The organism is Roseateles depolymerans, from assembly GCF_003387155.1.
GTDB classification, from domain to species: Bacteria; Pseudomonadota; Gammaproteobacteria; order Burkholderiales; family Burkholderiaceae_C; genus Roseateles; species Roseateles depolymerans.
In genome coordinates, this window is sequence record NZ_QUMT01000001.1 from 335,422 (window position 1) to 356,388 (window position 20,967).

The following is a 20,967-nucleotide window of genomic DNA, read 5'->3' on the forward strand; positions in this document are numbered from 1 at the left end:
CACTTGATCAAGGAGAACTGAAATGGCAACTGCGAAGAAGGCCGCTCCGGCCAAGAAGGCCGCCCCGGCGAAGAAGGCTGCAGCGAAGAAGGCTGCACCGGCGAAGAAGGCCGCTCCGGCCAAGAAGGCTCCGGCCGCCAAGAAGGCCGCTCCGGCCAAGAAGGCAGCTCCGGCTGCAAAGAAGGCCGCTCCGGCGAAGAAGGCTGCTGCAGCGAAGAAGGCTGCTCCGGCGAAGAAGGCTGCTGCCGCCAAGAAGGCTGCTCCGGCTGCGAAGAAGGTTGTGGCCAAGAAGGCTGCACCGGCCAAGAAGGCCGCTGCTCCCAAGAAGGCTGCACCTGCCAAGAAGGCCGCTGCACCTGCGAAGAAGGCCTCCGCTGCCAAGAAGCCGCCCATCAAGGCGGTTGCCAAGGCTGCCAAGCCCGCTGCCAAGGCTGCGAAGCCCGCCGCCAAGCCGGCCGCCAAGAAGGCCACCGCTGCCAAGCCCGCTGCCAAGGCTTCCAAGCCTGCTGCGAAGCCGGCCGCGAAGAAGGCCTCTGCCAAGAAGGCTGCTGCCAAGCCTGCCGCTGCCCCTGCGCCTGCTGCCGCTGCTGCGAAGCCCGCTGCCGCTCCCGCGCCTGCTGCCAAGACCGCGCTGAGCCCGCAAGCGGCCTGGCCGTTCCCCACCGGCAACAAGCCCTGAGCCTCAGGCACCTGAATGAAAACCCGGCTTCGGCCGGGTTTTTTTTGGCCCCCGGTTTGGCTGGCCTAGGGCCAGCCAAACACCGCCCCCCGAGGGGGCTGTGGGCCTCCCTTGGGGCGGCCCGGCGGGTGGCCCTCGCAGCGAACCCACAGCCCCGCTTGGACGACGCTTCGCGCGTCCGGCGCGACTAGGTGCAGCGAGGTGCGGTGAACCGCGTCCGGTGCTCGCTTGGGCGGCCCGCGGGTGGGCGCTTCAGGGGTAGAAGAGTTCGACGGTGTAGCCGCTGATCTTGGTGTTGCCGCTGTCGAAAACGACTTGCAGTTGCTGCTCGGCGCCGGCAGTGAAAGACGATTGCGTGGCGTGCAGTTCCTGTGGGGACAGCATGCGGCGCACCACCAATTGGCCCGAAGCATCCGTCAGGCTCAAATCCACCCAGGGCTGCGCCACGTCCCAGTTGCTGCGGTTGCGCAGGCTCAGGCTCAGCCGGTAATGGTTGCCTTCGCCCGCCGGGTTGAGACTGCTGCTCTCCACACTCAACGCCTCAATGTGCTGCCACGGCTTGAGCTCCTGGCCCATCGCCGTCGTCATCTTCAGCAGCATCGGACGCGCAAACGGATACTGCGCAGCAATGGCCTCTCGCCCCTGCCATGCAATCTGGCCCGCCACACCGGCCAACAAACCCAACGCCGCCGTGCCCAAGGTCGCCCGCACCCACGGACGGTGCCAGCGCTGCGCAGACTCAGCCTTGCGCACAAAACTCGGCACCGACGCCGCAGCCTCCGCCGGCTCCCGGCCCTTGCTCCGCGCCTCCGCCTTGGCCGCCTTCTCCGCCGCCTTGCGCGTCAGCAACGCCAGCTTCTCCGCATCCTTCGCCGCTCGCGCCGCTTCCTTCTCAGCTTCGCGCGCCTGCTTCTCCGCTTCCTTGGCCGCCCGCTCCGCTTCCTTGGCCTCCTCCTTGGCCCGGCGCGCTGCCTCCGCCGCCTCGCGCGCCGCTGCCTTCTCGGCCGCCTTGCGCTCCGCACGCGTCATCGGCACATCCGTCTGCGCCGTCGGCATCAGCGAAGGTTCGCCCGGATCCACCGGCGCCCGCACCGGAATCCGCGGGTCCAGCGACGGCTCCTGCGTCTTGAGCTGCGCCGCCGTGGCTGAACTCAGGTTCAGCAAGACATCCGGGCGCTCGTCATCCGCCATCGGCGGTGGCAACTCGTCCTCTTCAAACCGCATGCCCTTGGGCTCGGGCAGATGCGACCTTGCATCCACCGCCGGCGCAGGCGGCGCCGTCAGGAAAGGCTCCACCCGGTCCTCGCCATACGACGACTCCGGCACCGCCGGCGGCTGCGCACGCCCGCTACCCCCCACCGCACGATTGCGCGGCCGGCTGTAGTGCCGCGGCGACGGCAGCAATGAATCCCCGTCGTCATCGTCAAAGTCGCCCGGCAAAGGACGCGACGGTGCAAACGGATTCAGCTCATTGTCATCATTGGCCAGCCAGCCACTGTCCCGCGGCGGCTCGATCGGCGGCGGCGGCATGCGGCGCGGCAAATCGTCAAACGCAGCCGCCATCGACTGGCTCGGGAACGTCGTCGCCCCCGGCTCCGGCCCACGACCGGGCAGCGACAGATCCCGCGAAGACGGTGGCGGAGTGACCGGCGGCGGCGCAAAAGTCGGCGGCGGGGTGTAGGCAGGCGGCGGCGGCGCAAACGCGGGCGGCGGTGCATAAGCAGGCGGCGGTGCATAAGCAGGCGGCGGTGCATAAGCAGGCGGCGGTGGGGTCACCGCCGGTGCCGGGGCCGGAGCCTGCAGCGCCGGCTGACGCACGGCCGGCGCAGGCGCACCGGCCACCGGTGGCCATGGCGGCGGACTGTCGCGCTCCAGGTCAAACAGCTGCTCGCGCGCATCAAAGACCTCGGCACAGCGGCCGCAGCGCACCCAGCCTTCCGAGACGCGCAGCTGGTCCTGCACCACCCGGAAGATGGTGCCGCAGGTGGTGCAGCGAGTCGCAAGATTCATGGGCGGAATAATGCCAGAAACAGGGTCAGTCCTTGACGCTCGTCCCCTGCCCAAGGCGCTCCGCCACGGGCTCAGAGACGATTTGTCGCAATTGCAGAGGACGCTCGTGGCGGGCACCAGGACAAGTGGCCATCACGATTCCCAGCCCTCTGTCGTCACTCATCAGTGATCAGCTCTCAGCTTTCAGCGCTTGGCCTTCAGCTCCGAGCCTTGAGCCTTCGCTTGAGCCCCGAGTTCGAGGCCGCAGCCCGAAGCCCGAAGCCCGAAGCCCGAAGCCCGAAGTTTTCAACCCCGGCGGGCCGTCATCAGAATCCATCCATCTTCCTGGTCCGCCACCTCGAGCGACACAAACGGCGCATACGCCGCCTTCAGCTCGTCGGCCTGGCGCTCCAGAATACCGGCCAGCACCAGGTGACCGCCCGGCGCCAGGTGATTGCACAGCAGCGGCGCCAGCAGCTTCAGCGGCGTCGCCAGGATGTTGGCCAGCACCACCGGATATTCGCCCTGCGCCGCATCGGGCAGCGCCGCATGGATGCTGACCTGATTCTCCTGCGCGTTCTGCAGGGACGACTGCACCGCCGCCGGATCAATGTCCACCGCATCGATGCCACGCGCCCCGAACAGCGCCGTGGCAATGGCCAGAATCCCGGACCCGCAGCCGTAGTCCAGCACGCGGTCCCAGCCCGCCGCCTCATCCCCATGCGCCGCAATCCAGCGCAGGCACATCCGGGTCGTTGGATGCGAGCCGGTGCCGAAGGCCAGCCCCGGGTCCAGCCGCATCTTCTGCCGGGCCTGCGCCGGCGCTTCATGCCAGGACGGCACGATCCAGAAGGTGGGCGTGATCTCCACCGGCGCAAACTGCGACTGCGTCAGCCGCACCCAGTCCTGCTCTTCCACCGCCTGGATGGTCTGCACATGGACGTCGCTGGCCCAATCCTGCGCCAGCAGCAGCGTGGCCGCTTCAGTGGCCTGGGCTTCGGTCTCGAACAGGGCCTTGACCACCGAGCGGTCCCAGCCCGCCTTGGGCGCCGGCATGCCGGGCTCGCCGAAGAGGGCGTTCTCGATCGGGGTGTCCGCATCGGCGTCTTCCACCGAGACCGCCAGGGACTCGATCTCCATCAACGCGTCGCTGACGGTTTCCACGTCCTCTTCGCGGCAGATCAGGATCAGTTCGTGCAACTTGGCGTCGCTCGTGCTCATGGTGGCTCCAGAAAGCGTGAAGCCCCCAAGGCGGCCCGATGGGCCCGCGCTTGAGGGCGGGGACGCCCGAAGGCGTCAGTCAACAGGGGAGGGTCAGCGCTTGTGCTGGCTCATCCACGATTCTAGATAGTGAATGTCCGTGCCGCCTTCGATGAACTTGGCGTCCGCCATCAGCTCGCGGTGCAGCGGGATGTTGGTCTGGATGCCTTCCACCACCGTCTCCGACAGGGCAATGCGCATGCGCGCCAGCGCCTGCTCCCGCGTGTCGCCGTGCACGATGATCTTGCCGATCATCGAGTCGTAGTTGGGCGGCACGAAGTAGTTGGTGTAGGCATGCGAGTCCACCCGCACCCCGGGGCCACCCGGCGGATGCCACATGGTGATGCGGCCAGGCGACGGGATGAACTTCACCGGGTCTTCGGCATTGATGCGGCATTCGATGGAATGGCCCCGCATCGTGATGTTGCGCTGGGTGAAGGGCAGCTTCTCGCCCGCGGCAATGCGGATCTGCATCTGCACGATGTCGATGCCGGTCACCAGTTCCGTCACCGGATGCTCCACCTGCACGCGGGTGTTCATCTCGATGAAGTAGAACTCGCCGTTCTCATACAGGAACTCGAAGGTGCCCGCGCCGCGGTAGCCCATCTTCTTGCAGGCGGCCGCGCAGCGGTCCCCCACACGCTCGATCAGGCGACGCGGAATGCCGGGTGCCGGCGCTTCCTCGATGATCTTTTGGTGGCGGCGCTGCATGGAGCAGTCGCGCTCGCCCAGCCAGACGGCATTCTTGAAGCCGTCCGCCAGCACCTGGATTTCCACGTGACGCGGATGCTCCAGAAACTTTTCCATGTAGACCTGCGGATTGCCGAAGGCCGCACCGGCCTCGGCCTTGGTCATCTGCACCGCATTGACCAGGGCCGCCTCGGTGTGCACGACCCGCATGCCGCGGCCACCGCCGCCGCCAGCGGCCTTGATGATGACCGGATAACCGACCGTGCGGGCAATGCGCACGATCTCCTTGGGATCGTCCGGCAACGCGCCATCAGAGCCCGGCACGCAAGGCACGCCGGCCTTGATCATGGCCTGCTTGGCCGCCACCTTGTCGCCCATGGTCCGGATGTTTTCCGGGGTGGGGCCGATGAAGGTGAAGCCGCTGCGCTCCACGCGCTCGGCAAAGTCCGCGTTCTCGCTGAGGAAGCCGTAGCCGGGGTGGATGGCTTCGGCGTCCGTCACCTCGGCGGTGGCGATGATCGCCGGCATGCTGAGGTAGCTCTGGGCGGACGGGGCAGGGCCGATGCACACCGCTTCATCCGCCAGCTTGACGTACTTGGCGTCGCGGTCGGCCTCGGAGTAGACCACCACCGACTTCACGCCCAGTTCGCGGCAGGCGCGCTGGATGCGAAGGGCGATTTCTCCCCGGTTGGCGATCAGGATCTTCTTGAACATGCCGCCGCCTTATTCGATGACGATCAGCGGCTGGCCGTATTCCACCGGCTGACCGTTCTCGGCCAGGACCTTGACGATGGTGCCGGACTTGTCGGCTTCGATCTCGTTCATGATCTTCATCGCCTCGATGATGCAGATGGCATCGCCTTCCTTGACCTGCTGACCCACTTCCACGAAGGGCTTGGCATTGGGGCTGGAGGCGCGGTAGAAAGTGCCCACCATGGGCGACTTCACCACATGGCCGGTTTCCACCGGGGCAGCCGGCGCGGCCGCTGGCGCAGCACCGGCGGCGGGGGCGGGCGCTGCGGCCTGGGCGGGCACCATCGGCTGGGCCGCCTGCATCACCGGCATGGCCGCCACCAGGGGCGTGCCATCGGACTTGACGATGCGCACCTTGCCATCGGCTTCGGTGATTTCAAGTTCAGAGATGTTCGACTCGGACACGAGGTCGATCAGGGTCTTGAGCTTGCGCAAATCCATAGGGTTTCTCCAACGGGGAAGGTTGTGTTTTCGTCTGTGCCCGACACGGGCCCGGCCGCAAGGCTAGGCGCCGCGATGATTCAGCGCGTACTGCAAGGCCAGCTGATACCCCAGAGGGCCCAGCCCGCAGATCACGCCCACCGCAAGCTCCGACACATAACTGTGATGTCGGAAGGACTCCCTGCGGTGGATGTTGGACAGGTGAACTTCAACAAAGGGCAGCGCCACCGCCGCCAGCGCGTCGCGAATCGCCACGCTGGTGTGGGTGTAGGCCGCCGGGTTGATGATGATGAAGCGCGTTCCGTCGCGCCCGGCCGCCTGGATGCGGTCCACCAGGGCTCCCTCGTGGTTGCTCTGGAAGGTGTCGAGCTGCGCGCCGGCTTCCTGCGCCTTCTGCCGCAGATCGTCGTCGATCTGCTTCAAAGTGTGCGCGCCATAGACCTCGGGCTCCCGGGTGCCGAGAAGGTTGAGGTTGGGGCCGTGAACAACAAGAATCTGCATCTGCGACCGGTCCTGACTCATTAGAGCGAAGACACTAGAAGCGTAAAAGGCTGGACTTTACGCCTTTTGCCCCCAGATCCAGGCAGCTTCACAAAAATAAATGGCTTGACCCTGCCCAGTCACTTGGCTATGGCATGCCAGATGCCAGGGCCTCCCCCGTTTGGCGCTTGACGGCAGCTCAAACTTTGCTAGTTGCCACCATTTGGCGTAGCTCTTCGAGGTTGGTGGCCCCCAGTTTGCGCCAGATCGGCTCACCTTGCACGCCGAAGGCGACGGTAAAGGGAAGGCCGCCTTTGCTGTTGCCCAGCTGGCGCGACAGGTCGGTGCCCGTCAGACCGGCCAGGGCAACCGGGAAGCGCAGCGGCAGCTTGGCCAGGAATCCACGGACCGGCGTGGGCGCATCCACGGCCAGACCCAGCACCTGCCAGCCCTTGGCCGCGAATTCCTCGTGGAACTGATTGATTTCCGGCAGTTCCTTGACGCAAGGCGCACACCAGGTGGCCCAGAAATTCAGCAGCAGCGGCTTGCCGCGCAGTTGCTGCGCGGGCAGGTAGGGCTGCTGGTCCAGGGTGTCGAAGCTGGCGTTCCAGAAGGCAGCAGCCGGCTCGGACAGGGGGCCGGTCGCCGGTGCTCCGGCGCCTGCACCCGCGCTCGCACCAGCAGCCGCCTCGCGCTCATGGCGCAAGGCCAGCAGGGCGCCGCCCGCCACCGCCACGCCGCCCACGGCGGCCCATCCCAGAACATGTCGTCGCTGCATCAGGCGTCCTTCATCAAGTGTCGAAGCGCGGTCAGGTCGCCCCGCTCGGTGCGTCCCCGGGCATCCGGCTTGAGCGCGCCGCGCTGGTCGTTGTAGTCCAGAATGGTCAGCGCCAGCGTCACCCGTTCATTCAGGGCGCGGCAGGGCACATCCAGGATCAATTGGTCCACCGTGTCCCCACGGCTGTTGCGGGCCTGGCCGACGTCGTAATCCACGCCCTGATTGAGCAGGGCGATCTCCGCCGATTTGCTGTCGTCACAGTACAGCTGCAGATGGATGTTGGACAGCCGGGTGGCGGTCCCGCGCCAGACGGCGCCGGTCAGGTGGGGGCGAAACTCCGCCAGCCGTTCCATCCAGACCGCGGCCACCTCCCGCAGCGCGGCCAGTTCGGCCGGCTGGGTGTCCGCGCAGAAGATCGACAGGTATTCCCGAACCTGGTCTTCCAGTTCGTCGTTGTCCGGCAGCTTGGTGCGGGGCGGCAGGCCCAGGGCGCGCAGCGCTCGGGTCTTGGCCGGTCCGTATTCCAGGCCTTCTTCCACAATCAACCGGGCCGCCGCAGCGGCGATCTCGGTGCTCAGTTCGGAACTCATGGCAACTCCACGGCACCCATACGAGCCTCAATAGTGCCTGCACGGCTGAGCAAGTAGGGCGAACGTGGGCGTTTCTCGAATCGCTTGGGCGCCGGCAGCATCACCGCCAGGTTGGCGGCCTGCTGCGGACTCAGCCGGGCGGCATCGACCTGGAAGTAGCGACGGGCGGCGGCCTGGGCGCCAAACACGCCTTCGCCCCACTCCACATGATTCAGGTACAGCTCCAGAATGCGCTGCTTGCTGAGCAGCGCCTCCAGCATGTAGGTGAGGACGAATTCCTGGCCCTTGCGCACAAAGGTGCGCTCGGAACTGAGGAAGAGGTTCTTGGCCAGTTGCTGGGTGATGGTGGACCCGCCCACGATCTTGGCCATGGGCGCAGGTTTGCTCGGGGCGGTGACGGCCAGGCGGGCGGCGCGTTTTTCGGCCCGCTCCAGTTCCTTCTGGTTGCGCTCCCAGGCCTTTTCCATCGCTTCCCAGTCCACGCCGCCGTGCTCATTGAAACCGGCGTCCTCACTGGCGATGACCGCCCGCTTCAGGTTGATGCTGATCTGGTCAGCATCCATCCAGCGCTGCGCCCAGACGACGGAGCCCTTTTCACGCACCAGGCGCAGGATCTCCGTGCGCTGGAAACTGGTCGATTCCGGCGGCAGCACCGCCATCAGCGCGATGCGGGCGGCGAAGAAGAGTTGCAGGCAGAGGATGCTGACGATCAGCATCAGCACCAGTCGCATGAACTGTCTCAGCATGCGGCCTCCACCTGACGACGCAGTTCGGCCAGCACCGGGGCACTGTCCGGGCGCACGCCGCGCCACAGCTCAAACGATTCCACTGCTTGCTCCACCAGCATGCCCAAGCCATCCCGCAGGCAGGCCGACGGGCCGCCCTGGTCCGCCGCCCAGCGCAAAAAGCCCTGGGCCGGCTTGCCGTACATCATGTCCACCGCCACACCGCCGGCGGCCAGCACCAGACGGTCCGGCTGGGGCAGGGGCAGCCCTGCGCCGCTCAGGGAGCTGCTGGTGCCGTTGATGACGACGTCATAACGACCGTCGGTCTGGTCCAGTCCGCCGGAGCGCAGGCGCACGCCGTGATGGTCGGCAAAGGCCTGGTGGCTGGCGACCAGCGCCAGGGCCTTGTCCGGGCTGCGGTTGACGATATGAATTTCGGCCGGTCGGGCCGCGACCAGGCTGCCCAGCACGCCCGCCGAGGCGCCGCCCGCCCCGATCAGCAGCATCCGCAGGCCCGCGAGCGGCCTGCCGGCATTACGCTGCAGGTCGGAGACCAGGCCCGCACCATCGGTGTTGTCGCCTAGCCAGCCGTCTGCATCAAACCGCAGCACATTCACCGCGCCAGCCAGTGTCGCCCGGGGGGTGAGCCGGCTCGCCAGCGATGCCGCTTCAAATTTAAAAGGCACGGTGACATTGCAGCCGCGTCCGCCGGCAGCGGCGAAGGCGCGCACCGTGGCTTCGAAGGCGTCGAGCGGACACAGCAGTCGCTCATAGGTCAGCACCTGCCCGGTCTCGCGGGCGAAGGCGGCATGAATATCCGGGGACCGGCTGTGGGCCACCGGGTTGCCGGCGACGGCATATCGATCCATGGCCGCGGGACCCGGACCTTGCGCAGAAGAAGGCTCACTCATGGGGATCAGGACGGGTTGGCCGTCATCGTCGTTTCCAGCCCGTCCTCGCGGGTGAAGCGGAAGCGGGACGTGATCACCAGGACTTCAGCGCCCTTTTTCATCGCCGGCGTAAAACCGCCGAAGGGGCCGCTGGCCTCCACGATGGCCACGGCGCGGCGGTCCAGCACGCGGTTGCCCGAGCTCTGCACGATGTCGGTTTCCACCACCCGGCCGCGCCAGTCCACATGGATGTTCATGATCAACTGGCCGTAGAGCTTGCGGCCCTGGTAGGTGGGGAAGTCGCGGGTGCCCCGGGCCTCGATGCGGCGGCGCAGCGAGTCGTAATACTGGGCGTACACCACTTCCTGCGTGGCCGGACTGATGTAGCGCTTCTTCGGACGCGAGTTCTCCTCATTCGCCCGCTTCTCGATCTCGGCCAGCAACTGCACCAGCTGCCGGCGGCGTTCTTCCTGCTGCCGTGCTTCCTGGCTGCCCTTGTCCCGCTGCGGATCGGGGGCCGGCAGCAGGGCCAGTTCCCGGCGCACCTGCACCAGCAGCTGCTCCTGCGTCTGCTGGAGCTGCTGGATCTGGCTGTGCTGCACCTCGATGCTGTCGCCGGTCTCGATCTTGGGCGAAGGCGGCAGCGGCGAGGTGGCCCGCACCTTCGCGTCCGTATCCCCGCCGCCGGCCAGATTGGCCTGCGCCAGCGCCTGCGCCTTGGTCGGCGCCTCATGCCCGCGCGCATTCACCAGAATCACTTCCAGCGGCGTGTCCTGGAACAGCCGGTCCAGCTGTTCAGGAGGGATGGTCTTGACCGCGAACATCAGGGCCGCGTGAAAGCCGATCGAGACAATCAGCGCAGTCTGCAGGTAGCTGAGCTTGGGCATGGGAGGCACTCAGGCAGCGCCCGGGGGCGCCGGTTCAGAAGGAGCGCCAGCGGCGTCCTCCGCATTGACGTCGATGGCCAGGGTGAGCACGCCGCTGGGCTCTTCATCCTCTTCGGCGTCGCCGGCATCCTGCGCCGCGTCGTTCGTGTCCAGACGCTCGATCAGGCTGGCGTGCACGTCCAACGTCAGTTCATCCAGGCCGGTGATGCGCACCTTCACATGGGCGTGACGGGGCAACTGTTCGCAGCCCAGGGCGCGGAAGACCAGCGGTAGGTCGTCGGCGCGCACCAGGCCTTCCTTCATGACCGAGGCGGTCAGCTCGGTGATGCCCTGCTGCTTCAGGTAGCGCAGCGTCCAGTAGCGCTCGATGCCGGACTGGAAGCCGTTGTAGGCGCTGTAGGCGGCATCGAAGCCGGAGATGATGGAGAAGAGCTGCGCATCCTTGGGCTTGAACGGCGCCACCAGGGCGGCGGTACGTCCATGACGGGCGCAGGCAATGATCTGCCACTGATTGACCAGGTCGACATAGCGGCGCAGCGGCGAAGTGGCCCAGGTGTATTGCGACACGCCCATGCCCGCATGCGGCGCCGGCTTGGTGCCCATGCGAACCTTGATGCCGGGCGCCAGGCTGGCCTGGCTGCGGTAGATGCCGGGCACGCCGCATTCGGCGAGGTAGGCGCCCCAGCTGCTGTTGGCCAGGATCATGGCCTCGGCCACGATGAGGTCCAGCGCCGCGCCGCGCTGGCGCACGCCGATGCTGACCTGCTCGCTGCCGTCCGGTTCATGGTCGCCGTTGCATTCCAGGCGGAAGTTGTAGTCCGGCCGGTTGAAGGTTTCGGGCTTGCCGCGCACCACTTCGCGCTTGGCCTTGAGGTCCCGGGCCAGGCGGTAGGCAAAGGCCAGTTCGGGGGCGAAGTCGTAGTCCGCGGGTTCGGCGCCGGTGAGCGTGGCGTCGGTGATGACCTTGTCCAGCTTGTCGTGGCGCAGATTGGCGGCGATGGGCACCCGCTCCAGGCGCGTTTCGCGGCCGGTGATCTCCAGCGTCGCCTCGTCCAGGGTCAGGTAGATGCTGACGGCGGGGCAGTCCCGGCCTTCGATCAACGTGTAGGCCTGCACCACCTCATCGGGCAGCATGGTGAGCTTCCAGCCCGGCATGTAGACGGTGCTGAAGCGGTCCCGCGCGACCTTGTCCACCGGCGAGTCCGGCTGGATGGCCAGACCCGGCGCGGCAATGTGCACGCCGAACACCACCGTGCCGGTGCCCAGGCCCTGCACCGACAGTGCGTCGTCAATTTCCGTGGTGGCGGAGTCGTCGATGGAGAAGGCGCGCACCGACGCCAGCGGCAGCTCGTCCTTGATGGCCGGAGCGGACAGGGCGGGGAAGCCGGTGCCCTTGGGGAAGTGCTCGAAAAGGAAGCGCTTCCAGTGGAATTGATAAGGGCTGGTGATGGCCCCTGCATCCTTGAGCAGGTCCAGCGGCGCCTTCTGGCTGCGGCGGGCTGCTTCCACCAATGCCTTGTATTCCGGGCCGTTCTTGTCGGGGCGGAACAAGATACGGTAGATCTGCTCCGCAATCGGGGCCGGGCAGCGGCCGGCGGCCAGCTCGGTCGCCCATTCCTCGATCTGGGCGGCGATCTGCTTCTTGCGCTCGATGCCCAGCAGCGCCGCCTTGACGATGTCCGCCGGCGCCTTCTTGAATTGGCCCCGGCCCATGCGCCGGAAGTAATGCGGCGCCTCGAACAGCCTGAACAGCGCACCCGCCTGCTGGCTGAGGGTGGCCTTGACGTCGAAATAGTCGCGGGCCAGGTCCGCAAAACCGAATTCGGTCTCGGGCGCAAATTCCCAGGCCAGGTCCAGGTCGATCTCCTGGGCCAGCCGCTGGCCGTCCGCCATCAGTTCGGCCGGGGAGGGCTTGTCGAACTTCAGCAGCACATTGGCGGATTTCACTTTGACGCGCTTGCCTGAATCCAGTTCGATTTGCATCGAGGATTCGGCTTCGGACATCACGCGGCCGGCGAGAAATTTTCCGGCGTCTTCGAAGAGGGCAAACATAGCGGCGGCATTGTCGCTGATCGGCGCGACGGTCGAGCGGCGGGGGCGGGGGCCGAGGTGTCAATTCGTTCCTGCGCCGACCCCTGCCAGGCGCCGGACGGCGGCTTTTGCGGGGTTTGTGAAGCATTTCTGGCAGATCTGCGGGTCATCCCCGGCCAAAGCGCTGACTTGGGCTTGTCAAACCGCTGTCAAGCTTCGGTCAAGCCAGCGTCATCTCACCCTCACACACTCCGATTTTTCTGCGGCCCCGTCCGCCGCGACCATGCCTCCTCGTTTCTACACCCTGATCGCGGCCCAGTTCTTCTCAGCCCTGGCGGACAACGCCTTGCTGATCGTGGGCATTGCCCTGCTGCGGGAGATGGGGCAGCCGGTGTGGTGGGCCCCGCTGCTCAAGCTCTGTTTCACCGTGGCCTATGTGGCGCTGGCGCCGGTCGTGGGCCTGATCGCCGACGCCATGCCCAAGGCGGCCCTCATGACCTGGATGAATGGGCTCAAGGCGGTCGGCGTGGGCGCCATGGTGATGGGGCTGGATCCGCTGGCGGCCTTTGCGGTGGTCGGTGTGGCCGCGGCCTGTTATGCACCGGCCAAATATGGGCTGATCACTGAGATCGTGCCGGCGTCGCGCCTGGTAGCGGCCAATGGCTGGATCGAGGTCTCGGTCGTGTGTTCCGTGCTGCTGGGCACGCTGGTGGGTGGTCTGCTGGTGAGCCCCTGGTGGATGGCGGCAGTGGCCGGTGTGCCGCTGCGCAGTCCGCTGGTGGCGTCGCTGCTGGCGCTGCTGCTGCTGTATGCCCTGGCGGCCGGCCTGCAACTGCGGGTGCCGGAAAGCGGCGCCGTGTATGCGCCGAGCTCACGGCAGCCGCTGGCCATCATGAAGGACTTCCTGGCGGCCAACGCCACGCTCTGGCGGGACCGCAAGGGCGGTCGGTTGTCCCTGTCCATGACCACGCTGTTCTGGGGCGCTGGCGCTACGCTGCAACTGGCGGTGCTGCAGTGGGCGCAGGACGTGCTGGGGCTGCGGCTCAACCAGGGGGCCTATCTGCAGGCGACGGTGGCGGTGGGCGTGGTGGTGGGCGCGGGCCTGGCGGGTCGGTGGATCGGCCTGCACCACGCCATCCGCGTACTGCCGCTGGGGTTGATGCTCGGCCTGCTGATGCTGGCCACCCCCTGGGTTCGGACGCTGGACTGGGCGCTGCCGGCCATGGTGCTGGTGGGCGCGGTCGGCGGCGCAATGGTGGTGCCGATGAATGCGCTGCTGCAGCATCGCGGCGTGCAACTGCTCAGCGCGGGCCGGTCGATCGCCGTGCAGGGCTTTAATGAGAACCTGAGCATCCTGCTGATGCTGGGCGCCTACGCCGCCTTGCAGGCCGCCGGGGTACCGCTGGTGTGGCTGATGAGCGGCCTGGGTCTGCTGGTGAGCCTGTGTGTGCTGCTGCTGATGCTGCGTCGGCTGTGGCGCGGGGCGGATTCCGTGGCGCTGGACCTGCCGTCGCGGCACGGCGTGTTGTCGGAGTGAGCGTCCGAGCCAGCGTCCAACGACCGCCGGATTGACGGCAAGGGCCAGCCCCAAGCGTGCGCGTTTGCAGGAGCGCCGAAGTGCGTGCGAGAGTGGACGACGAACCGAAACCGAGGCCACCAGATGACGAGGCCACGAGGTGAAGGGACGACGAGTCTCAGGCCCGCACAGCGGGCGCCAGCAATCCGGCGCCGGCCCGCAACGCGACGCTGGTGCCGTCGATGGCCGAGGCATACACCTGCTCGATGCCTTGCACGATGCCGTCCCAGCCCATGGACTCCGCACCATCCCGAGCGGCCACGCGCATGGCGCTCAGCCGCTGACGGTCCGCCAGCAGCTCCAGCGCCCGGTCCGCAAAGGCCGCGGCCGGGCTGCCCAGCGGCACCGTCGCCCCGTTGACGCCGCTGCGCACCAGCAAGGCTGCCGCGGCGTAGTGATACGCCAGCACCGGCAGGCCGCTGGCCAGCGCCTCGGGCGTGACGTTGCCGTAGGTCTCGGTCACGCTGGGGAAGACAAACAGGTCGCCGCTGGCATAGTGCGCCGCCAGGTCCTCGCCATGGCGCATGCCGGCGAAAATGGCGCCGGGCAACTGCTGCTCCAGCTCCGGCCGGGCCGGACCGTCGCCCACGAGCACCAGGCGGGCCCGCGGATGATGGCGCCGCACGACGGGCCACAGGTCCACCAGCAATTGCAGATTCTTCTCGGCAGCCAGCCGGCCCACATGCAGCAGCACCGGGTCCTGCGGCGCCGCGCCCCACTGCTCGCGCAGGGTCTCGCTGCGGCGCGACGGGTCGAACAGCTGCGTGTCCACGCCGCGTGCAATCACGTTGACATGCCGGAACCCCTGCGCCATCAACTCACCCGCCAGCGTGGCATTGGGCACCATCGTGCTGTGGCAGCGGTTGTGGAACTTGCGCAGGTAAGCCAGCAAGGGCCGGCGCAACCAGCCGATGCCGTAGTGCTGGGCGTAGGCATGGAAATTGGTGCGGAACTCCGACACCACCGGCAGCTTGAGCTGACGAGCCGCCTGCAGCGCCGACCAGCCCATCGGGCCTTCGGTGGCAATGTGCACCACATCCGGCCGCCGCGGCGCCCACAGCTGCATCAGCGTGCGCTTGGACACCACCCCCATGCGCAGATGCGGATAACGCGGTACCGGCAGACCGCGCATCAGCACTTCGTCATGCCCGGGGCCGTTCGAATCGCTCCCGGCTTGACGCGGCCGCAGCAGCTGGACCGCATGGTCCCGCGCCTGCAAACCCTTCACCACGCAGGCGATGCTGCGGGCTACCCCGTTGACTTCCGGCGGGTAGGTTTCCGTCACCACCGCCACGCGGAAGTGCCGCTGGCGGGTCGGCAGCTCGTCCACCTCGAGTTCGATCGGTGCGCTTGTCATGACCGGCATGATGGTCGCGCTTCGCAACAGTTGTGTGACGCTTGCGACCGTCACGCGCCTGAAACAGCGCCGCGACACAGTCGCCACACTGCCGTCGCACAAGCGCCATGAAAGCGCCGTGCCTGCCCGAAACGGGGCCGACCGGCGGCAGTCTCACCGACGGATCATCTTCTGGACGAGGGCCGCATGAAGGACTTTCTGGACCTGCTCAAGGAACAGCGCTGGGACGACCACCGCTACTACCACCACTGCCGCATCAACCAGTCGCTGCACCTGCTCAGCGCCTGCTGCTTCGTGGTCGCCTACGGCCTGCTGCTGGTGGACCCGGCCTGGGCCGCGCTGCTGGCCTGGGGCGTGTCGATGACCAGCCGCCAGGCCGGCCACTTCTTCTTCGAGCCCAAGGGCTTCGACGACATCAACCAGGCCACCCATGCCCACAAGGAAGCCATCAAGATTGGCTACAACCTGCGGCGCAAGGTGGTGCTGATGGCTTTGTGGGCTGCGTCGCCGGTGGCGCTGTGGCTGCAGCCGGGGCTGTTCGGCCTGTTCACCCCGGCCGCCAGCTTCACCGAGTATCTGCACCAGCTGGGCCTGCTCTGGTTCTGGCTGGGTGTCGGCGGCCTGGTGTTCCGGGTGCTGCAACTGGCGGTGACCCGCGACCTGCGCACGGGCCTGGCCTGGGCCACCAAGATCATCACCGACCCCTTCCACGACATCCAGCTCTATCACCGCGCCCCGTTGCATCTGTTGCGCGGTGAGCGCATGGATCCGATGCATCACGTGCTGATGGAACGGCAGAATGCCGGACACGGCGAGCAGGTGGCCTGAGAGACCTGCATGTCCTGAGCGCTGCCTGTGGAGGCCTCCGGACGGCTCGCCGCCTGTCTGATTCCCTCCGGAGGTTGCTGCATGTGGTTGCTGCGCTGGCGCCGTTCTCTGGCGTCTGGTTGGTCCCTGACGTCCGCGGGACGGGCGCTGCTGTCTTCGCTGTTCCGGCCGACATACCGGCCGACATTCCGGCCCCTGTCCCGGCCCCTCTCCTGGCCGCTGGCGCTGTCCGCGGCGGTGCTGGCTGGATGCGGCGCCATGCCCAACACCGGCACGCAGCGGCTGGTGGGAGGGCCGGTGGTCTACACCTATGTGGGGCAGGGCAAGCCGGTGGTGGTGCTGCAGTCCAGCATCGGCGACGGCCGGGACCCCTGGGTGCCGGTGCTGAGCGAACTGCGCGACCGCTACACGGTGTTTGCCTACGATCGCCCCGGCTACGGCGACAGCACCGCGACCCCGCCCACACCGCGCAACCCTTGCGGCATTGCCACCGAACTGCATGACCTGCTGCATGCGTCGGGCATCCAGCCGCCGTATCTGCTGGTGGGGCATTCGATGGGGGGCCTCTACCAATACGCGTTTTCGCGCCTGTATCCCGACGAGGTGGCCGGGCTGGTGCTGGTGGATGCCGTGCATCCGATGCACACCCGCCGCATGCAGGTGGAAGTGCCGCTGATGGCCAACATGCTGGAGAGCATGAGCCGCCGTGTCTTCCGCGGCATGATGCAGGCCGAATACCTGCAGCAGACCGACTGCGTGGATGCGCTGCTGCCCAAGCGCCGGCCGGACGTGCCGGTGCGGGTGCTCACCCGAACGGTGTACACGCAGGAGGAGACGATCAGCGGCTTCGAGGCCATGGTGCATGGCCTGGAGCCGAACTGGCTGCCGCTGATCGGTGGCAAGGGCATCCAGCCGGTGGAAGGTGCCGGGCACTACATCCAGCGGGACCATCCGGAAGCCGTGGTCAAGGCGGTCGATGAGGTGGCCCAGGAGATCCGGGAGCGGGCCGCGGCTGCAGCCGCGACCTCGTCGGCGCCAGCACCCGTGGCACCGGCAGCCGCCTCTGCCGCTGGCACTGGCGCAACCGTCGCCCCAGCGTCCGCTGCACCTTCGGCCTCAGCCCCCAGCGCTACCGGAACAGCGTCCCCAGTGCGTTCTGCGGCTTCGGCGGCGTCGGCCCCTTGACGCGCCCGCAGCCGGGCCGCGGCCCAGGTGGCCCGGACTGGCCACGCGGTCAGCGTGCGAGCCCCAGCGTCTCCAGCAGCAGCCGGCGCTTGATCGACTGATTCGTCAGATCGTCCGGCCCGGCCCACCAGCCGCCGTCGCGCATCGCCTGCGCAGCGACCAGCAGGCGGCGCTGCACTTCGTCGAAATCGGCATCGGTGAAGTCAGTGCTGAAGATCATCCGGCCGGTGCCGACCCAGCTCAGCGCCAGCCCCTGGGCCCGCATGAAGTACTGCAGCATCCAGTTGTAGCGCGAGGGCTGCAGGTAATACAGCGTCCATACCGACGACATGTTGGCCGCACGCACCGGCAGTCCCGCAGCCTCCAGCGCGGCGTTGAGCTGCGCCCGACGCCGATCCTGCACGGCGTCCTGCTCCACCAGGGTCTGCTGCCAGGCCGGATCTTCCAGCGCATCCAGGAACACCGACATCGCGCCCATCACATACGGATGGGTATTGAAGGTGCCCCGAGCAAAGCAGATGTCGGCCGGTCGCTCCTCGCGATAGCGTTTCATCCACGCGGCCTTGCCGCACACCACGCCCACGGGCAGCCCGCCGCCCAGCGTCTTGCCATAGGTCACCAGGTCGGCCTGCACCCCGAAATAGGCCTGCGCCCCGCCGACGCCCAGTCGGAAGCCCATGAACACCTCGTCGAAGATCAGCGCGATGCCGCGTTCGGTGCAGACCTGCCGCAGCTCCCGCAGCCAGGCGGCATAAGCCTCCCGGTCGTAGGCGGCGCGCCGCGAGCTGTCCACCAGCGACCCATCGCCCGGCGCCGGCCGGTTCGGATGCAGCGCCTGCAACGGGTTCACCAGCACGCAGGCGATGTCCCGCCGGGTGCGCAGCACCTGCAGACTGCGCGCATGCATATCGCGCAGTGTGTAGGTGCGCTCGGCCGGCAGCGGGTTGCCGGGGCCCGGCTGCGCCTCGTCCCACCAGCCGTGATAGGCGCCGCAAAAGCGCACCAGGTGGGTCCGGCCGGTGTGGTAGCGGGCCAGGCGCACCGCCTGCATCACCGCTTCCGTGCCGGACATGTGGAAGGACAACTGGTCCATGCCGGACAGGGCCAGCAGCCGCTGCACATTGCCCTGCACCAGCGGGTGATAGACGCCCAGCACCGGGCCCAGTTCGGCCACCCGCGCGCTGCCTTCGGCAATGCAGCGCTGGTAGAAGGCATAACCGAACAGGTTGACGCCGTAGCTGCCGGCCAGGTCGATGAAGCGTTGTCCGTCCAGGTCGGTCAGCCAGTGGCCGTCGCTGGCACGCATGACCGCCCCCAGCGGCAGCGCCTTCTGCACCACCGGGCTGAACGGCGGCGGCACGCGGTAGCCGCTGGTGAATTGCAGGTCCGGCAGGCCAGGCTTGAGCGCCGCCGTGGCCTCGATGCTGCGGGCGTGACGTTCCTGCAGCGTTCGGGACAGGGCCTCGAAACTGGCCCGGCGGCGCTGGACTACCTCGGGGGTGGCGTCGTCTGCATCGAAGAAACGGTCGTCGCCGAATCGCTGGGTCGGCATCAGCCGGGCCAGCCGCACCGCCATGCGGGAGTGGCCCGCCAGCGACGGGTGTTTGGCACGGGACAGCTGAAGGCGTCGCCAGCCCTTGGGCGCCAGCGCGAGGGCGGCGGTCAGCAAGCCGGCAGCAGCCAGCGCGGAGAGCAATTCTGGGTTCATGGCAATGGCCTCAAAGTGCTGTCTTGTCACACAGGGTTGGCACAGTGGCGAGATGTACCGGATCCGATTGACATGTCTATGAAATTGGCGAGCTGGCGTGATCGTTTGACCCAGCAGGAACAGCTGAACTTCCTGCTCACCAACCGGGTGCCCCGGCTGGCGCTGACCCGGTTCATGGGCTGGTACAGCCGCATCGAGAGCCCCGGGCTCACCCGGCTGTCGGTGGCGGTCTGGCGGCTGTTCACCGACCTGGACCTGAGCGAAGCGGAACCACGCGCCTACCGCAGCCTGCGGGAGGTGTTCACCCGGCGCCTGCGTCCGGGCGTCCGTCCGGTGGATGCCGATCCCGGGGTGCTGGTGAGCCCGTGTGATGCGATCGTGGGGGCGTTCGGCCGGGTCGAGCGCGGCATGGCGCTGCAGGCCAAAGGCATGGCCTACGGCATCCAGGAGCTGTTCGGCGATGCGCAGCGGGCGGCGCCCTACTTGAACGGCAGCTACCTGACGCTGCGGCTCACCTCGTCGATGTACCACCGCTTCCATGCCCCGGCCGACCTCACCATCGAGCGAGTCACCCATCTGGCCGGCGACACCTGGAATGTGAATCCGATTGCGCTCAAGCGGGTGGAGCGGCTGTTCTGCCGCAATGTCCGGGCGGCGATCGAAACCCGTCTGCCGGACGGCACCCCCATCGCCCTGGTGCCGGTGGCCGCCATCCTGGTGGCCAGCCTGCGGCTGCATGCGCTGGACCTGACGCTGCGGCCGGACCATCCCGGTCCGCATCGGTTCGACTGTCGCCATTCGCATACACGCGGCGAGGAAATGGGCTGGTTCGAGCAAGGCTCGACGATCATCGTGTTCCTGCCGCCCGGCGTGGCGCTGCTGGACGGGGTGAGCACCGGCCAGCGGCTGCGCATGGGGCAGGCGATTGCTCGTCTTCCTGGAACCTCCGCTGATGGCTGAACCCTTGTCCGACTCGCCGGCGTCCGATGTGGCGCCGCCTGCGTCGTCCCCGCCGCCCCCATCGAACTCGGTGCCCTCATCGGCTTCATCGACTTCTGCGGCTTCACCGGCTTCATCGCCGGCGCGTCCCGACCCACTGTCGGCCCCCCAGGTCGCGTCCTACGGCGGCGACACGAATGGGCTGATCTGCGGCTTCTGGATCCATCCCGAGCGGCCCACCGAGGCGCTGCCGACGCTGGCCGAGGCGCAGGCGCGGCTGGAACAACCGGATGGCGGGTATGTGTGGCTGCACCTGAACCTCAGCCATGCCGGTGCCATGCCCTGGCTGGCCCGCCATGCAGTGCTGGCCGACAGCTTCATGGAGGCCCAGCAGGCGGGGTCCCGCTCCTCGCGCATCGAGCGCGACCGGGACCAGCTGTTTGCGGTGCTGAACGACGTCACCTTCGACTTCTCCTTTGATGTGGAGGACGTGTCCACGCTGTGGATGCAGGTCAGCGAGCATCTGGTGCTGAGCGCGCGGCGCTCGCCGCTGCGGTCGGTGGACCGGCTGCGCATGGCGGTCAAGCGCGGCGACCGGCCTCAGTCCACCCTCGGCCTGCTGGACCACCTGCTGCGGGACCAGGCGGATGAACTCCAGCGCATCGTGCGCCAGGCGACGGAGCGGGTCGATGACATCGAGGATGCGCTGCTGGCCGGCCGTCGTCCCGGCACCGACAACGACGTGGCGCAACTGCGCCGTCTAATGGTGCGGCTGCAGCGTCTGCTGGCGCCGGAACCGAGTGCCTTGCTGCGCATGCTGTCGCATCCACCCGCCTGGGTGACCTCGTCGGACCAGCAGCAGCTTCAGCAGGCCAGCGAGGAATTCGCGCTGGTGCTGCGGGACATCCAGGCGCTGCAGGAACGCATCCGGGCGGTGCAGGATGAAACCGCGGCGCTGGTGGCCCAGGAAAACAATCGCACGCTGTACCTGCTGACCATGGTCACGGTGCTGGCGCTGCCGATCAACCTGGTGTCGGGCCTGTTCGGCATGAACGTGGGCGGACTGCCCTTCATCGATCATCCCCACGGCTTTGTCGTGGTGGTCGGCCTGATCGTGGTGCTGACGGTGCTGGTGACGGCGCTGCTGGTGTGGGCCATCCGCAAACCATCGCGCTGAGACG

The 20,967-nt window shown here is 67.6% G+C and carries 19 protein-coding genes; 6 read left to right on the top strand and 13 right to left on the bottom strand.

Annotated elements, in window-relative coordinates; genetic code table 11:
* Positions 1 to 22: 22 nt before the first annotated feature.
* Positions 23 to 679: a hypothetical protein gene (locus DES44_RS01400; RefSeq protein ID WP_058936538.1), complete on the top strand. Its 657-nt coding sequence runs from the start codon at positions 23 to 25 to the stop codon at positions 677 to 679.
* A 252-nt stretch (positions 680 to 931) separates the two neighbouring features.
* Here DES44_RS01400 and DES44_RS25810 read toward each other — a convergent pair whose 3' ends face one another.
* The 11 genes from DES44_RS25810 to DES44_RS01455 all read right to left on the bottom strand — a co-directional run bounded on the left by DES44_RS25810 (position 932) and on the right by DES44_RS01455 (position 12,214).
* Positions 932 to 2,689, bottom strand: a complete 1,758-nt coding sequence (locus tag DES44_RS25810; protein ID WP_058936537.1) for a zinc-ribbon and DUF3426 domain-containing protein — start codon at positions 2,687 to 2,689, stop codon at positions 932 to 934.
* 285 nt (positions 2,690 to 2,974) lie between these two features.
* A complete protein-coding gene (gene prmA / locus DES44_RS01410) occupies positions 2,975 to 3,868 on the bottom strand; it encodes a 50S ribosomal protein L11 methyltransferase (protein ID WP_058937599.1) in 894 nt (297 codons plus the stop codon).
* A gap of 114 nt (positions 3,869 to 3,982) precedes the next feature.
* Positions 3,983 to 5,332: an acetyl-CoA carboxylase biotin carboxylase subunit gene (gene accC / locus DES44_RS01415; RefSeq protein ID WP_058936536.1), complete on the bottom strand. Its 1,350-nt coding sequence runs from the start codon at positions 5,330 to 5,332 to the stop codon at positions 3,983 to 3,985.
* A gap of 9 nt (positions 5,333 to 5,341) precedes the next feature.
* Complete coding sequence (accB, locus tag DES44_RS01420; protein WP_058936535.1) at positions 5,342 to 5,812, bottom strand: acetyl-CoA carboxylase biotin carboxyl carrier protein; 471 nt, start codon at positions 5,810 to 5,812, stop codon at positions 5,342 to 5,344.
* A 63-nt stretch (positions 5,813 to 5,875) separates the two neighbouring features.
* Positions 5,876 to 6,313: a type II 3-dehydroquinate dehydratase gene (gene aroQ / locus DES44_RS01425; RefSeq protein WP_058936534.1), complete on the bottom strand. Its 438-nt coding sequence runs from the start codon at positions 6,311 to 6,313 to the stop codon at positions 5,876 to 5,878.
* Between the two features lie 178 nt (positions 6,314 to 6,491).
* Complete coding sequence (locus DES44_RS01430) at positions 6,492 to 7,070, bottom strand: TlpA family protein disulfide reductase (protein WP_058936533.1); 579 nt, start codon at positions 7,068 to 7,070, stop codon at positions 6,492 to 6,494.
* On the bottom strand, positions 7,070 to 7,660 hold the full coding sequence (locus DES44_RS01435; RefSeq protein WP_058936532.1) for a hypothetical protein: 591 nt from the start codon (positions 7,658 to 7,660) through the stop codon (positions 7,070 to 7,072). Before DES44_RS01435 ends, DES44_RS01430 begins: the two co-directional genes overlap by 1 nt.
* Entirely contained in the window at positions 7,657 to 8,406 is a 750-nt protein-coding gene (locus tag DES44_RS01440) for a transglycosylase domain-containing protein (RefSeq protein WP_198164822.1), read from the bottom strand. Before DES44_RS01440 ends, DES44_RS01435 begins: the two co-directional genes overlap by 4 nt.
* Entirely contained in the window at positions 8,400 to 9,296 is an 897-nt protein-coding gene (gene aroE / locus DES44_RS01445) for a shikimate dehydrogenase (RefSeq protein ID WP_198164819.1), read from the bottom strand. The genes DES44_RS01440 and aroE overlap by 7 nt, the downstream gene beginning before the upstream one ends.
* A gap of 5 nt (positions 9,297 to 9,301) precedes the next feature.
* A complete protein-coding gene (locus tag DES44_RS01450) occupies positions 9,302 to 10,162 on the bottom strand; it encodes a cell envelope integrity TolA family protein (protein ID WP_058936531.1) in 861 nt (286 codons plus the stop codon).
* Between the two features lie 9 nt (positions 10,163 to 10,171).
* A complete protein-coding gene (locus tag DES44_RS01455) occupies positions 10,172 to 12,214 on the bottom strand; it encodes a ribonuclease catalytic domain-containing protein (protein ID WP_058936530.1) in 2,043 nt (680 codons plus the stop codon).
* 262 nt (positions 12,215 to 12,476) lie between these two features.
* On the opposite strand from DES44_RS01455, the gene lplT reads away from it, so the two are divergent.
* Positions 12,477 to 13,730 carry a lysophospholipid transporter LplT gene (gene lplT / locus DES44_RS01460; RefSeq protein ID WP_083525846.1) on the top strand — a complete coding sequence of 418 codons (1,254 nt, stop codon included), beginning with the start codon at positions 12,477 to 12,479 and terminating at the stop codon, positions 13,728 to 13,730.
* Positions 13,731 to 13,887: 157 nt separating this feature from the next.
* On the opposite strand, the gene DES44_RS01465 is transcribed toward lplT, so the two are convergent.
* Positions 13,888 to 15,126, bottom strand: coding sequence for a glycosyltransferase family 4 protein (locus tag DES44_RS01465; RefSeq protein ID WP_058936529.1), 1,239 nt, complete (start codon positions 15,124 to 15,126; stop codon positions 13,888 to 13,890).
* Between the two features lie 186 nt (positions 15,127 to 15,312).
* Here DES44_RS01465 and DES44_RS01470 point away from each other — a divergent pair, with 186 nt between their 5' ends.
* Together DES44_RS01470 and DES44_RS25890 are read left to right on the top strand one after the other, a co-directional pair.
* Complete coding sequence (locus DES44_RS01470; protein WP_058936528.1) at positions 15,313 to 15,954, top strand: hypothetical protein; 642 nt, start codon at positions 15,313 to 15,315, stop codon at positions 15,952 to 15,954.
* Between the two features lie 81 nt (positions 15,955 to 16,035).
* Positions 16,036 to 17,139 (top strand): alpha/beta fold hydrolase, encoded by a 1,104-nt coding sequence (locus DES44_RS25890; RefSeq protein WP_058936527.1) that lies wholly within the window; start codon positions 16,036 to 16,038, stop codon positions 17,137 to 17,139.
* Positions 17,140 to 17,188: 49 nt separating this feature from the next.
* Here the strand turns inward: DES44_RS25890 and DES44_RS01480 are convergent, their stop codons facing one another.
* Positions 17,189 to 18,847, bottom strand: a complete 1,659-nt coding sequence (locus DES44_RS01480) for an aminotransferase class III-fold pyridoxal phosphate-dependent enzyme (RefSeq protein ID WP_058936526.1) — start codon at positions 18,845 to 18,847, stop codon at positions 17,189 to 17,191.
* Positions 18,848 to 18,919: 72 nt separating this feature from the next.
* On the opposite strand from DES44_RS01480, the gene asd reads away from it, so the two are divergent.
* The gene (gene asd, locus DES44_RS01485) at positions 18,920 to 19,807 is read left to right on the top strand and encodes an archaetidylserine decarboxylase (RefSeq protein ID WP_170156577.1); all 888 of its coding nucleotides are present in this window, start codon (positions 18,920 to 18,922) and stop codon (positions 19,805 to 19,807) included.
* A complete protein-coding gene (locus DES44_RS01490; protein WP_083525845.1) occupies positions 19,800 to 20,963 on the top strand; it encodes a transporter in 1,164 nt (387 codons plus the stop codon). The genes asd and DES44_RS01490 overlap by 8 nt, the downstream gene beginning before the upstream one ends.
* The last annotated feature ends 4 nt before the right edge of the window (positions 20,964 to 20,967 follow it).

What these genes read in the sequence shown, in the direction of transcription:
- DES44_RS01400 (WP_058936538.1), top strand. Translation starts at nt 23, where the DNA reads ATGGCAACTGCGAAGAAGGCCGCTCCGGCCAAGAAGGCCGCCCCGGCG.
- DES44_RS25810 (WP_058936537.1), bottom strand. Translation starts at nt 2,689, where the DNA reads ATGAATCTTGCGACTCGCTGCACCACCTGCGGCACCATCTTCCGGGTG.
- accC (WP_058936536.1), bottom strand. Translation starts at nt 5,332, where the DNA reads ATGTTCAAGAAGATCCTGATCGCCAACCGGGGAGAAATCGCCCTTCGC.
- accB (WP_058936535.1), bottom strand. Translation starts at nt 5,812, where the DNA reads ATGGATTTGCGCAAGCTCAAGACCCTGATCGACCTCGTGTCCGAGTCG.
- aroQ (WP_058936534.1), bottom strand. Translation starts at nt 6,313, where the DNA reads ATGCAGATTCTTGTTGTTCACGGCCCCAACCTCAACCTTCTCGGCACC.
- DES44_RS01430 (WP_058936533.1), bottom strand. Translation starts at nt 7,070, where the DNA reads ATGCAGCGACGACATGTTCTGGGATGGGCCGCCGTGGGCGGCGTGGCG.
- DES44_RS01435 (WP_058936532.1), bottom strand. Translation starts at nt 7,660, where the DNA reads ATGAGTTCCGAACTGAGCACCGAGATCGCCGCTGCGGCGGCCCGGTTG.
- DES44_RS01440 (WP_198164822.1), bottom strand. Translation starts at nt 8,406, where the DNA reads ATGCTGAGACAGTTCATGCGACTGGTGCTGATGCTGATCGTCAGCATC.
- aroE (WP_198164819.1), bottom strand. Translation starts at nt 9,296, where the DNA reads ATGAGTGAGCCTTCTTCTGCGCAAGGTCCGGGTCCCGCGGCCATGGAT.
- DES44_RS01450 (WP_058936531.1), bottom strand. Translation starts at nt 10,162, where the DNA reads ATGCCCAAGCTCAGCTACCTGCAGACTGCGCTGATTGTCTCGATCGGC.
- DES44_RS01455 (WP_058936530.1), bottom strand. Translation starts at nt 12,214, where the DNA reads ATGTTTGCCCTCTTCGAAGACGCCGGAAAATTTCTCGCCGGCCGCGTG.
- lplT (WP_083525846.1), top strand. Translation starts at nt 12,477, where the DNA reads ATGCCTCCTCGTTTCTACACCCTGATCGCGGCCCAGTTCTTCTCAGCC.
- DES44_RS01465 (WP_058936529.1), bottom strand. Translation starts at nt 15,126, where the DNA reads ATGACAAGCGCACCGATCGAACTCGAGGTGGACGAGCTGCCGACCCGC.
- DES44_RS01470 (WP_058936528.1), top strand. Translation starts at nt 15,313, where the DNA reads ATGAAGGACTTTCTGGACCTGCTCAAGGAACAGCGCTGGGACGACCAC.
- DES44_RS25890 (WP_058936527.1), top strand. Translation starts at nt 16,036, where the DNA reads ATGTGGTTGCTGCGCTGGCGCCGTTCTCTGGCGTCTGGTTGGTCCCTG.
- DES44_RS01480 (WP_058936526.1), bottom strand. Translation starts at nt 18,847, where the DNA reads ATGAACCCAGAATTGCTCTCCGCGCTGGCTGCTGCCGGCTTGCTGACC.
- asd (WP_170156577.1), top strand. Translation starts at nt 18,920, where the DNA reads ATGTCTATGAAATTGGCGAGCTGGCGTGATCGTTTGACCCAGCAGGAA.
- DES44_RS01490 (WP_083525845.1), top strand. Translation starts at nt 19,800, where the DNA reads ATGGCTGAACCCTTGTCCGACTCGCCGGCGTCCGATGTGGCGCCGCCT.